This window comes from Streptomyces tanashiensis (genome assembly GCF_014648895.1).
GTDB lineage: Bacteria > Actinomycetota > Actinomycetes > Streptomycetales > Streptomycetaceae > Streptomyces > Streptomyces tanashiensis.
Genome location: NZ_BMRZ01000004.1, coordinates 398891 through 411765 on the forward strand (window position 1 = coordinate 398891; position 12875 = coordinate 411765).

General features: G+C 72.1%; 9 protein-coding genes. 6 read left to right on the plus strand and 3 right to left on the minus strand.

The genetic code is table 11. The annotated features are described in order from the left end of the window. Nucleotides 1-268: 268 nt before the first annotated feature. Nucleotides 269-1459: a cytochrome P450 gene (locus IE237_RS17475; RefSeq protein ID WP_189802891.1), complete on the plus strand. Its 1191-nt coding sequence runs from the start codon at nt 269-271 to the stop codon at nt 1457-1459. Nucleotides 1460-1597: 138 nt separating this feature from the next. Here IE237_RS17475 and IE237_RS17480 read toward each other — a convergent pair whose 3' ends face one another. After that, nucleotides 1598-2989 (minus strand): M1 family metallopeptidase, encoded by a 1392-nt coding sequence (locus IE237_RS17480; protein WP_189802892.1) that lies wholly within the window; start codon nt 2987-2989, stop codon nt 1598-1600. A 199-nt stretch (nt 2990-3188) separates the two neighbouring features. Here IE237_RS17480 and IE237_RS17485 point away from each other — a divergent pair, with 199 nt between their 5' ends. Then, complete coding sequence (locus tag IE237_RS17485; protein ID WP_189802893.1) at nt 3189-4154, plus strand: nucleoside hydrolase; 966 nt, start codon at nt 3189-3191, stop codon at nt 4152-4154. A gap of 60 nt (nt 4155-4214) precedes the next feature. Here IE237_RS17485 and IE237_RS17490 read toward each other — a convergent pair whose 3' ends face one another. Further along, nucleotides 4215-7577, minus strand: coding sequence for a S8 family peptidase (locus IE237_RS17490; protein ID WP_189802894.1), 3363 nt, complete (start codon nt 7575-7577; stop codon nt 4215-4217). 404 nt (nt 7578-7981) lie between these two features. On the opposite strand from IE237_RS17490, the gene IE237_RS17495 reads away from it, so the two are divergent. Then, nucleotides 7982-8650, plus strand: a complete 669-nt coding sequence (locus IE237_RS17495; RefSeq protein ID WP_189802895.1) for a class I SAM-dependent DNA methyltransferase — start codon at nt 7982-7984, stop codon at nt 8648-8650. A 94-nt stretch (nt 8651-8744) separates the two neighbouring features. On the opposite strand, the gene IE237_RS17500 is transcribed toward IE237_RS17495, so the two are convergent. Beyond that, nucleotides 8745-9590, minus strand: a complete 846-nt coding sequence (locus tag IE237_RS17500) for an alkaline phosphatase family protein (protein WP_189802896.1) — start codon at nt 9588-9590, stop codon at nt 8745-8747. Nucleotides 9591-9925: 335 nt separating this feature from the next. On the opposite strand from IE237_RS17500, the gene IE237_RS17505 reads away from it, so the two are divergent. From IE237_RS17505 to IE237_RS17510, 3 genes are all read left to right on the plus strand, one after another. After that, nucleotides 9926-11863 (plus strand): glycoside hydrolase family 5 protein, encoded by a 1938-nt coding sequence (locus IE237_RS17505; protein WP_268253701.1) that lies wholly within the window; start codon nt 9926-9928, stop codon nt 11861-11863. Nucleotides 11864-11926: 63 nt separating this feature from the next. Continuing rightward, complete coding sequence (locus IE237_RS40790; protein ID WP_370468198.1) at nt 11927-12163, plus strand: hypothetical protein; 237 nt, start codon at nt 11927-11929, stop codon at nt 12161-12163. 38 nt (nt 12164-12201) lie between these two features. Beyond that, the gene (locus IE237_RS17510; RefSeq protein ID WP_229842727.1) at nt 12202-12861 is read left to right on the plus strand and encodes an HAD family hydrolase; all 660 of its coding nucleotides are present in this window, start codon (nt 12202-12204) and stop codon (nt 12859-12861) included. Nucleotides 12862-12875: the final 14 nt, after the last annotated feature.

Genomic DNA, 12875 nt, shown 5'->3' on the forward strand with positions numbered 1-12875 from the left:
GTCATGGGTCGAGGCTGCAAATTAGTCGCCTGCCCTCACCGAGGTCAAGAGCCCCTGCGGTGGAGCATCAGACGGTCGGATGGCTCCCGACGGGAGCGTCCACAGAGATCCATTGCAACGGGATGTTGCGTTAAGGCGCAGGGTCATTGCATCAATTTATCGGCTACTAGCTGGGGATATGGCTTTTTGATCATTGACGGAACCCTGAACGCAACGTAGCTTTCGGGATGCGTCGAACACCTGCTGCCGCGAGAACGAGGGAATGGCCATGAGCGAGTCCGTCCACACCGTCACCACCCTGCCGACCGAGCGTCCGTCCGGATGCCCCTTCGACCCGCCGGCGGAGCTGATCGAGGCCCGTGAGCACGGCCCGATCAGCCGTTACACCCACCCCGGCGGGAAGCCGGGCTGGCTCATCACCGGGTACGACCTGGTCAGGTCGGTCCTGGCCGACCCGCGGTTCAGCTCGCGCAAGGACCTCATGAACGTGGTCGACTTCGAGCTGCCGCCGGCCCCGCCCGGCGAGTTCCTCCTCATGGACGAACCGGACCACGGGCGCTACCGGAAGCCGCTCGTCGGCAAGTTCACCGCACGGCGGATGCGGCTGCTCGCCGAGCGCGTCGAGCAGATCACCGCCGACTGTCTGGACGCCATGGAGGAGGCCGGGCCGTCGGCGGACCTGGTGACCGCGTTCGCCAAGCCCATCCCCACCATCATCATCTGCGAGATCCTCGGGGTGCCGTACGAGGACCGGGACTCCTTCCAGGAGCAGATCGACACGTTCATGGGCGGGGAGACGAGCGACGAGGACCTGATCGCGGCCTACACCGCCACCCAGGAGTACCTCGCCCGGCTCGTGGCCGCCAAGCGCGCGAACCCCACCGACGACGTGCTCAGCGAACTCACGGACAGTGATCTGACCGACGAGGAGCTGAGGGGGATCAGCCTGATCCTGCTGGCCGCCGGGTTCGACACCACCGCCAACATGCTGTCGCTCGGCGTCTTCGCCCTCCTGCGGAACCCGGAGCAGCTCGACGCGCTGCGCGCCGATCCCGCGCTCACCGACCGCGCCGTGGAGGAGCTGCTGCGGTACCTGAGCGTCGCCAAGTCCTTCATGCGGACGGCGCTGGAGGACGTCGAGGTCGGTGGCCAGACCATCGAGGCCGGCACGACGGTCGTCCTGTCGTACAACACCGCCAACCGCGACCCCGAGCGCTTCGCCGACCCGCACGAGCTGGACCTCCGGCGGGACGCGGGCGGTCACCTGGCCTTCGGCCACGGCATCCACCTGTGCCTGGGGGCGCAACTGGCCCGCGTCGAGATGCGGGTCGCGTTCGCGGCGCTGTTCAGGCGCTTCCCCACGCTGCGCCTGGCCGTCCCGGCCGAGGAGGTCGCCCTGCGACCGGAGACCGCGGACATCTACGGGGTGAAGAGCCTCCCGGTCACCTGGGACGCCTGACAGGGAACCGGCGCCGGGCGAGGCCGCTCGTGCGGTCGCCCGGCGCCGGCCGCTCCCCCCGAAGGCCCGGCGTCCGTCGCGTCGTCGGAAGGCCCGGCGTCCGTCGCGTCGTCGGAGGATCCGGCGTCGAGCGCGTCGTCAGAAGATCCTGTGCTCCGTCCAGAACGGGCCGAGGTCCTTCGCCGTCGCCGCCTGGGCCGCGCGCTTGAAGTCCGCGGTGCTGGCGACCCCGAGCCAGTGGTCCCGCACATGGCCGCGCAGCACGGCCGCCATGGCCGGGCCGCCCAGGACGCGCTCCAGGTCGTGCAGGGCGCAGGCGCCGCGCATGTAGACGACGCGGACGTACTCCGAACGGCGACCGTCCGCGTAGTAGCCCATGTCCCGGGTGAGGGCGGCCGTGTCGCTGGGCCACTCGCCCTGGTCCTCCCAGCAGCCGGCGGCGTCGTCCCGGTAGTACGACTGGTTGGCGTACTGGGCGAAGGACTCGTCCAGCCAGGGCGCCGAGAACTGGTCGTTGCCGACGATGCCGTAGAACCACTGGTGGGCGATCTCGTGCACGACCGCCGACCCCTCGGGCTCGGTCCACAGCAGGACGAGGCCGGGGAACTCCATGCTGCCGAAGTCGTCGAGGGCGTCACTCATGACGAGGTCGAGTTCGCCGTACGGGTAGCGCCCGAACCGCCTCCCGAACGCGTCGACCGAGCCGACGGCGTCCTTCAGGTCGACGGCGACGCCCTCGGGAGAGGTCGTGGCCGTCCAGTACGCGTTCAGCCGTACTCCGCCGGGCGTGGTCACCGTCCTCGACCGGAAGGGCCCCGCCGCCCAGGCGAAGTCCCGCACCCCGTGCGCGACACTGCTGCTGACCGTGCGCCCGGGCGCGCCCGCGTGCCGGGTCGTGGTGCCCGTCGCCGGGACGACCAGCGTGTCCGGGTGGTCGAGCACGACCCGGAAGTCACCCGCCAGGGTGTAGAAGCTCTCGCCGAAGCCCACGTCCGGGTCGAGGTGCCGGCCCCGCGCGTCGCGTACGGACAGCAGCGGCAGCGCGTTGCCGAGATAGCGGTACGCGCCGTCCCGGCCGAAGCGGTGGACCCGGTCCGGCACGGTGATCGCCAGGTCGAAGGAGACGCTCGCACGCGCCTGGTACGGCAGCGGCGCGGGCAGGTCGATCGTCAGCGCGGAGCAGCCGACGGCGAGCGGTCGAGGCGCGCCTCCGGCGACCCCGCTCACCCGGACCGGGGACGGCTCGCCCGGGGCTCCGCAGCCGTCCGTGCCGTTGCCCCAGAGCCGTACGTCCACCGACCGCAGGGGAGTGCGGGAGGCGTTGCGGAACGAGACCGTCTGACGGCCGGTCCAGTGCGAGCCGTCGGCGTCGGCGCGCAGCGACACGTCGTAGGAGGGGCGGTCCGGTGTCGCGGCCGACGCGGAGGCGGCGGACTCCACGGGGGCCTGTGCCTCGGCGGATCGGGGGAGGAGCAGCAGCAGGGCCGCGAGGGCGAGCGACGGTGCTCGCCAGTACCTGAGCGAGGTCATGCCGAGCACGCTAGAACGCCCGTGCGCCCGGACGGGCGGGTTCCGTCCAAGAGGGCTGTGGCCCAAGGGAGTTGAGAGGCGTACCCACGTGCCTCGGGCAGCCGTCCCCGCCCGTTCCGCCGCGGCCCGTCGCGTGCGTCCGCGGGCTCTTCGCTCGCGGGTCCTTCGTTCCCCGGGCCGGATGTGGGACGGTGAGAGCATGCCGGTTCCCGTGATTCTCGACTGCGATCCCGGTCACGACGACGCCTTCAACATCCTGTTGGCCGCCGCGCACCCGGCGATCGAACTGCTCGCGATCACCACCGTCGCCGGCAACCAGACGCTGGAGAAGACCACGCTCAACGCCCGCCGGGTCTGCTCGGTGGCCGGCATCAAGGGCGTCCCGGTCGCGGCGGGCCGTGACCGCCCGCTGCACGGGCCGCGCCGGATCGCCGAGAACATCCACGGCGACTCCGGCCTCGACGGGCCCGGCTTCGGTGAGGGCGAGCCGGACGTGCCGCAGGACCCGCGCGACGCCCTCACCCTCATCAGGGACACCCTGCTCGCCCACCCGGCACCGGTCACGCTCGTCCCGACCGGTCCGCTCACCAACATCGCGGTCCTCCTGCTCGCCCACCCCGAGCTCGCCGGGCGGATCGAGCGGATCGTGCTCATGGGCGGCTCGACGGAGCGCGGCAACACCACGCCCGCGGCCGAGTTCAACATCCTCTGCGATCCGGAGGCGGCGGACATCGTCTTCCGCAGCGGTCTGCCGGTGACGATGTTCGGCCTCAACGCCACCCACCAGGTGCGGGCCACCGCCGAGGTCGTCGCCCGGATCGCCGCGCTCGGCACCCCGCTCAGCGGGCTCTGCGTCGACCTCCTCACCTACTTCGCGTCCACGTACCGCGAGGTGTACGGCTTCGAGGCGCCCCCGCTGCACGACCCGCTCACCGTCGCCCACCTGATCAACCCGGCACTGGTCAGCCTGGTACGGGCGGCCGTGACGGTGGAGCTCGACGGCACGCACACCCGCGGCGCGACGCTGGTGGACCTGCACGGGGTGACCGGCCGCCCCGCCGACACCGAGGTCGGCATGGAGGTCGATGCGGACGGATTCTGGGACCTGATCGTGGAAGCCGTCCGGGTCCTCGGCGACCCGGCCGGCCGGCCCTCCCACGACTGAGCGGCGCCACCACCGGAGGTGGTGACGCCGCGTCAGGCATGATCGGTCAACGGGGTGGCGTCACTTGCCGAGCCACGCGTTGTGGATGGTCAGCGTCGACGTGTTGCCCTGCTTGTCCGTGACCTTGGCCGAGAAGGAGATGCCGCTGTCCTTCGCCGGGCTCTTCACGGAGATGAGGCCGCCCACGACCTTCACGGACTGCCAGGTCGCGCCGCCGTCGTAGCTCACCGACACGGCGAGCGACTTCAGGTTCGTACCGGCCGCCGCGCCCTGCACGGTCACCGGGACGAGGACCTGCGCGCGCTCCGGGACGCGCGACGAGAGGTCGACGGGGGCCGCGAAGCGGACCGTGGACACCGGCAGCGCCGTGGTGGCCGCGACCTGCTTCGAACGGAACGTGAAGCCGGCCTCGATCCGCGTGGAGACCGAGGAGGCCTGCGACGGACGCTCCACGGAGGCCGTCAGCCGGTACTCGGCGTCGGCGGCGTCGACCGCGAACGGCTCGTATCCGCTCAGCGGGTCGGTGCTCTCGGCGACCTTCACCCCGTCGCGGTACAGCGTCGAGGTGGACGAGGAGTACGGGACGGTCCCGGCGTGACCCTCGCCGTCGGAGGCGAGCGGTACGGCGCCGACGATCTGCTGCAGGCCCGTCACCGGGTCGACCGTACGCAAGACGCCCATGCCCTCACCGAGGAGCGGGCCCATGACGCCCGTGCCGAAGGTCTCGCGGTACGTCCGGCCGGCCTCGTAGCGCTTCGGCTTGACCATCTCCCAGGCGCCCTCGAAGGCCGGGTAGCCCCACTGGTCCTTGTCGCCCAGCTGGTTGTACCGGGTGAGCCACGTGGCGCCGTCTCCGGTGGAGACGTAGAAGGTGCGCGTGCCCGGCGCCGGCTGCGGCGCGGAGAAGCCGTTGCCCTCCGGCGCGCCCGGCAGGTGGGCGTACGGGGAGGCGAGCGCCGTCTTGCCGGGCGCGGAGGCGCCCAGACCGACCTTGAGGGTCGCCAGTTCGGTCGCCTTCACGTGCTTGGTGTAGCCGGTCGCGACCGTGTTCGTCTTTCCGCCGAAGGCCACCGAGTACTGGCTGGTGGCGTCCTTCACGAAGTGCGCGTCCCAGGTCTGCAGGAGGGAGCCGTCGGTGACGGCCGGCCCCATGTGCGCGGTGCGGAAGCCGGTGAAGCCCCGCAGGACCCAGCCGTTGCCGACGCGGCCGATGCCGGTCGTCGCGACCTCGTAGTACGTGCCCGCGTAGTCGGCCTTGTCGATGCCGGGCACGGTCAGGTCCACCGGCTTGGTGGTGCGCGCGTCGGAGACGACCGTGGTGTCGCCGGTGATCTCCAGCTTCGGCTGGGCGATCCAGTCGGTGCCCGCCGTGTAGTCCGACGGGTCCTGGTAGACGGCCGTGTTCAGGGTGTACGAGCCCTTGGGCACCCGGATCGTCCGGGCGCCCGGCTCGTTGTCGACACGGGCCTGGAAGTTCGCCGCGGGTCCGCCGACGCCGGTCAGGGTGGTGGCGTAGTTCTGGGCGTCGGCGCCGTCACGGCCGAGGGTGCGGACGGTGAGGTCGTACGACTCCGCCTCCCGGACGGCCACCGCGGCCGTACGGACGGACTGGCCCGCGCCGGTGGCGGTGACGTAGCCCGAGTAGGTGCCGTCGGCGTCACCGACGCTCGTGTCGGCGATCAGGTCGACCTCGGCCGTCCCGCCCGCGGGCACGGTCACCTTCGAGGCGCCGAGCGCGAAGAACCCGGCCGGGGCCGGCTTGCCCTCCGCATCCACGGTGGACACCGAGAGGTCGAGGGTGACGTCAGTGGTCCCGAGGTTGCGGTAGGAGAGCTTCTTGGTGACGGGCTTGTCGTCGGTGTGCGGCCAGAGCGCCGTGCCGTAGTTCAGCGACACCGGCTCGGCGACGACGCTCTGGGTGAGCGCCTTGTCGACCTGGATGCGGCCCGACCCCTGCTGGAAGGCGGTGTAGGCGCCGCCCTTGGCGGAGCCGGTCAGCGCGCCCTTGAGCTCGGCGGACTTCCACTCGGGGTGGCGCTGCTTCAGGATCGCGGCGGCGCCCGCGACGTGCGGGGTCGCCATCGAGGTGCCGTCGATCGCGAGGTAGCCCGGCGCGGGGTGCGGCGTGCCGGGGCGCGTGTCGATCGCGCTGCCGGCCGCGGCGGCCGCGGTGATGGCGACGCCCGGTGCGGTCACGTCCGGCTTGACGGCGCCGTCGCCGGCGCGCGGACCGGTGCTGGAGAAGGGGGCCAGCCGGTCGTTCCGGTCGACGGCACCGACGGTCAGCGCGGAGTCCGCGCTGCCCGGGGAACCCACGGACGACGGGCCGGTCTCGCCCTCGTTGCCCGCCGCGATGGCGAACAGGATGCCCTTCTCGGCGGTCAGCCTGTCGACCGTCGCCTCCAGCGGGTCGACGCCGGGGCTGTCGGGGCCGCCGAGGCTGAGGTTGACGACGTCCGCGCCTTCGGCGGCGGCCCACTCCATGCCCGCGATGACGGCGGAGTCGTCGCCGAATCCCTCGTCGTCGAGGACCTTTCCGCTGATCACCTTGGCGCCGGGGGCGACGCCCTTGTACCGGCCGCCGGACTTGGCGCCGGTGCCGACGGCGATCGACGCGACGTGCGTGCCGTGCCCGACGCGGTCCACGGCGTCGGCGGAGGCGGAGAAGTTCTTCTCACCCACGACCTGGGTCTTCAGGTCGTCGTGGGTCCTGTCGACGCCGGTGTCGAGGACGGCGATCTTCACGCCCGAGCCGTCGTAGCCGGACTCCCACGCCTTGTCGGCGCCGATCTGCGGGACACTGCGGTCGAGGCTCGCGCCGCGCACCCCGTCCAGCCACACCTTGTCGATGCCGGAGGCGGTGGCGCGCAGGCCGCTGCTCTGCGGGTTGGTCAGCGCCTCCCAGACCCGGGCCACGTCCTCCTGGGACGTACGGATGGCGTCGGCGCCGAGCGTCGGGAACGTCCTCCGGAGCTGGGTGTCGCCGGCGGCGCGTACCTCGGCGCGGGCGGCGCCGGCACCCCCCGCGTACCGCACGATCAGCTTGAGACCGTCACGGTGGCTCCTGCGGAGCCGCGGATCGGTGAGCACGTCGAGGTCGAAGAGCCGCTGGTCGAGGCGGCCCGAGGAGATCAGGGCACGCGCGTCGGCGGGGACCACGAGCGTGTGGTCTCCGGTGCGCTGCACCTGTACGGGTATGTGCTCGCGGCCCTTGGCGGACTCGAAGCCCACCATCCGGCCCTTGGCGTCCACCACGACGCGGTCGCCCGTGACGAGCGGGATCCGCTGGGTGCCGCCGGAGCGTGCGGTGGTGCCGGGTGTGGCCGCCGCGTTCGCGGCGATCGCCGTCGCGGGGCCGGTCATGCCTGCGACGAGGGCCACCGATGTGGCCGCTGCGACGGTGAAGGCGCGTGCTCTCTGCACGTGTGCGCGCAAGTCTCCCCCAGGAGCTTGGGATGAGGTCGAATGGTCGATTCCGGCCAGGGCCCCGAAGGCGCCCGTCGACCGGTCAGCGCAGTATGTGAGGAGCGAAAGAAGTGATCAACGCAGGTGGGGGAGACGGGCGTTGATTCCTATGGTTTCCGGCCATCGTGCAACGCCCGAGTTTGATGGGGCGACGATGACAGTGTGACCGCACGATGACGGCGGGACGATCCTTGCGCGACAGCGGACTCGCGGACCCCGCCGGATCCCGCTCCGGGACAGGCCCCGCACGCCTTTCGGGGACCTGCGTCCGCGCTAAGGGAGCGTGTCCTTCCCCTTGGCCGTATCCGCACCCGGGGAGAAGGGCTCCCCGGGGGTCGGCCGGGCGCTCCTAGGATGGGCCGATGAGCGCTCACCGTATTGACCGACCGGCGGATCTCGACGTGGTCCGCGCCTCGTACGACCACGTGGCCGACACGTACGCAGACATGGTGATCACGACGGGGATGGGCGACATCCGTCGCCATCCCTGGCTCAAGGCGTCGATCGACGCCTTCGCCGACACCGTGGGCTCGTCGGGGCCGGTCCTCGACGTCGGCTGCGGGCCCGGGACGGTGACCGCGTACCTCGCCGAGCGCGGACTCGACGTCTCCGGGGTCGACCTCTCCCCCCGCATGATCGAGAACGCACGCCGGCTCCACCCGGAATGCCGCTTCGGCGTCGCCTCCGCCACGGAGCTCGACCTCGCCGACGCGTCCCTCGGCGGGGTGCTCGGCTGGTGGTCGCTGTTCAACCTCCCGCGCGAGGTCCTCCCGCAGGTCCTCGCCATGTTCGCGCGCGCCCTGAAGCCGGGCGGACACCTGATCACCGCGACCCACGTCGGCGACGAGGAGGTACGGCGCACCGAGGCCTACGGAGGGGTACCCGTCCGCTGGACGACCCACCAGTGGCGCCCGGAGCGACTCGTCGCCCTGATCGAGGAGGCGGGTCTGCAGCCGGTCGCCGAACTCCGCCTCCCCGCGGACGAGTTCTCGGGCCCGGGCGTGGTCGTCATGGCGAAGCGACCCGGCTGAGCACGGGACACCGAGAAGCCGAACCGGACCGCCCACGAGGGGCGGCCCGGTTCCGGTGCTTCGAGGGGCGTGCCCAGGGGGCCACGCAGGAGGATCAGGCGGTGAAGGGGGTGCCGTCCAGGGTCCAGTGGGGGTCGGGGGCGATGCCGAGGGCCGTGAACACGTGCGCGGCGACATCGGCGTGGTGGAGGGAGGACGGGGCCCTGCCGGCGGCCAGGCCGGGGCCGCACGCGGCGATCCAGGCGGTGCGCTCCTCCGGGCTCCGTCCCCCGTGGCCCCCTTCGTCGCGGTGGCCGTGGTCCGTGACCACGATGACCGTCCACCGCTCCGCCCCGTGCCCGGGGCGGTCGCGTACGGCGGTGAGGAGCCGGCCGAGGCGCCGGTCCGCGGCCTCGATCGCCTGGCGGTACTCCTTGCCGCAGCCGAGGAAATGGGCCGTCTCGTCGACGGCGCCGAGGTAGACGAAGCCGGCGTGGAGGTCCTCGTCCAGGCCGAGGAGGTGCTCCGCGTCGTCGGTCACCCGGTCGTCCACCTCCTCCCACGCGTCGGGCGTGTCCTCGCGCGGAGCGATGTAACGGAGCCGGGTCGGGGCGACGAACAGGGGGCCGCCCTGCTGGGCGAGGAAGAGCGGTGCCCAGCCTCCGACGGCGAAGGTCCGGCGTCCGCAGTCGTTCGCGAGGCGGGTCGTGAAGTCGGGGAAGACGTCGAGGCGGTTGCCGTCGAGGCGGTTGCCCCAGACCCCGTGCTTGGAGACACCGACGCCGGTGACGATGGTGGTCCAGCAGGGGCCCGACATCGTGGGCGTCACGGAGTCCACCTCGACGGGGGCCAGGAAGCCCGCGCGGGCGATCCCGTCGAGGTGGGGGGTGTCCAGTTCGGGGAGCAGGTCGAGGCGTACGCCGTCGATGCCGATCACGAGTACGCGGGCGTTGTCGTCCATGGGCTGTTCCAGGGGAGTCGTGTGTGGGCGCGGAAGGGAAGGTTCAGGGGCCGCCGCGGGGGAGACCGCGTCCGGGAGGAACCCCTGGGGTGTGGTGAGGAACTGGGAGGGATCCAGGGCCACCTGACGACGGGACGACGCAACACGACGGCGGCGGAGTCGCGTTCGAGAGGTCCCGGAAGGCGTGGAGGCGGGCCCGAGCGTAGGGCGGCCCCAACTCCCAAATCAATACTGGAAGAAGTTATTTATTTGCTCTATGTTGCTCCCGTGTTTCGGCGTCCCACCCCCACCCCCACCCCCACCCCCACCCCCACCCCCACCCGTAAGGAGCCCTCGTGACACCCCGCTTCACCCTGCTCCGACGCGCGACCGCCGTACTCGCCACCTCGACCGCCCTCCTCCTCGGCACCCTCACCCCGAACACCGCCGCGGCGGACACCGGGACGGCACCGCCCCCGGCGCTCACCGGTGCGCAGCTCGCCGCCTCCTGGACCGCCCCGCTGTCGACCCGCGACCGGTACGTCGTCGACGCCGCCGGCGACCGGTTCAAGCTCAAGTCCGGGAACTGGGCCGGCGCGCAGGGCACCTGGCAGGGCAGCGGTGACGTCGGCGACGTCGCCAACCACCAGGCCAGGCAGATGTCGCACAACATCCCGCTCGGCCTGGACAGGAAGCCGATCGCCCAGATCCTGGCCGACTTCCACGCCCTGGGCCTGAACAGCATCCGGCTGCCGTTCGCCAACGCCCTCGTCCACGACACGAGCGTCGTCCCGGACTCGGCCGTCACCGCCAACCCGCAGCTCAAGGGCAAGACCCCGCTGCAGGTGCTCGACGCCGTCGTCGCGGCCCTCACCGCGGACGGCTTCGCCGTCATCCTCAACAACCACACCACCAGCTACCGCTTCTGCTGCGGCCTCGACGGCAACGAGCGCTGGAACAGCGGGCAGTCGACCCAGCAGTGGATCGACGACTGGGTCTTCCTGGCGAAGCGCTACCAGGCCGACAAGCGGGTCGTCGGAGCCGACCTGCGCAACGAGGTCCGCCGCGACACCTGGAACGACCCCAACTGGGGCTGGGGCAACGACCACGACCTCAACAAGGCCCTGGAAGAGGCCGGGAACAAGATCCTCCAGGCCAACCCGGACATGCTCGTCATCATGGAGGGCATCAACTGGCAGGGCATACCCACCGACATCACCCCGCACGGCCGGCCGACACTCACCCCCGTCGCCACCCTCTCCAACACCCTCATCCGCTCCGACAAGCTCGTCTACGCCGCCCACTTCTACGGCTACACGGGCCCGAACCACACCGGAGCCACCGGCACGGGCGAGACCCACGACCCGCGGTACGAGGAGTTCACCCCCGCACAGCTCGCCCAGGTCGTCGACGACCAGGCGCTGTTCGTCACCCGCTCCGGCCAGCACTTCACCGCGCCCGTGTGGATCAGCGAGTTCGGTGCCGCCGGCCGTGGTGACATCGACGCCAGGGAACGCGCCTGGTTCACGAACTTCACCGACATCCTGGTGAGGAACGACACCGACTTCGCCATCTGGCCCCTGGTCGGCTGGACGGACGCGAACGGCACGCCCCAGGACAACTGGGCCATGGTCAACTACAGCGCGAACGGCGCACGGCTCGGTGTCATGGACGCGGGCGACTGGCGTGCCACCGACTGGAACAAGCTCGTCAACGCCCCCGGCCGCACCGGCCGCATCGCCCCGGCCACCCGCTGGAACATGCTCAACCTCGACCACTCCGACTACAACGTCTCCACCACCATGCTCGCCAAGCCGGACTGGTCCCCGGGCAACCGCAAGGGCAACTGCCCGGACGGCCAGCGCGTGACCGGCCTCGCCCGGAGCGGCGGCCGGGGCCTGTGTACCGACGCCGGACAGCCGGCGCGGGGAAGCGGCGCCTGGACCGTCGTCACCGACGAGCGGTACGTGACCGGCGGCGACTGGGCGAGCGGCTACAACAAGCTCCAGTGCCCCGACCGCACCTTCGCCGTCGGCTACAGCGTCAGCGGCAACGCCATGGCGGCCCTCCTCTGCGCTCCCGCCACCGCCTCCCTGCCGACCACCGGCCGCGTCCTCTGGTTCGACCGCGGCGACAACCGGCCGGCGACCGGCGGCTCGACCGCCAGCGACTGGGCCCCCGGCAACTACAAGGGCCAGTGCACCGACGGTGAGTACCTCGCCGGCGTCGCCTACACCTGGAAGTGGAACCACGGCGGCGTCCCCGACGCCCTGCTGTGCCGACCGCTCGCCTGACCCGCGCGCTCGGCGGACGCACCACTCCGCCCGACCGCGGCCGGCCGCCCCACCCCGTGGAACCTGCACGCCCCGCGCCGCGGCGAGTTCCACCTCGACGGCTGGACGAAGGGCCTGGCCTGGATCAACGGCTTCCCGCTGGGCCGCTACTGGTCCCGGGGGCCCCAGGCCGGCCTGTACGTCCCCGCCCCCGTCCTCAGGGCCGGAACCGACGAGATCACCGTCCTCGAACTCCACGCCGCCACGACCCGCCGAGTCCACCTCCGCGACAGGCCCGACCTCGGAGCCACCGAGGAGTGAGCCGACGCCCCTTCGTCCCGACCACCGGGGAGGCTCCCGTGCCCACCGAACTCCAAGCGGTCCTTTTCGACATGGACGGCACCCTCGTCGACACCGAGCGGCTCTGGCTCCGGACGGTCGAGGAGGAGGCCCTCGGCCTCGGCCTCGTCCTGACCGACGCGGACCTCGCGTCCGTCCTGGGCCGGGCCGTCGAGGACTGCGCGGAACACCTCGCCGCCCGCGCGGCCGGCCGCGCCGAGCCGTCGCGCCTCGGCCCGTCCCTCGAACGGCGCTTCACGGAACTGGTCCGGGAGCGGGTCGACCCCCTGCCGGGCGCCGTGGAACTCCTCGCGGCGCTCCATGCCGCGGGGGTGCCGACGGCGCTGGTCTCGGCCTCGCCGCGACCGGTCGTGGACACCGTCCTGGACGTCCTCGGGCGGCACCGCTTCGCCACGTCCGTCGCCGAGGGGGAGACCCCGCGCACCAAGCCGTTCCCGGACCCGTACCGGGCGGCCCTGACCATCCTCGGTGCCGATCCGGCCCGTTGCGTCGCGGTCGAGGACACCCCGACCGGCGTCGCGTCCGCGGAGGCGGCCGGCTGCGCGGTCGTGGCCGTCCCCTCGTACGCCGTCATCCCACCGGCACCGCGCAGGACCGTCGTCCAGGGCCTCCCTGACGTGGACCTCGGGCTCCTCCGACGGGCGGCCGCCGCCTCGTGAGGCCCCGGCCGAGC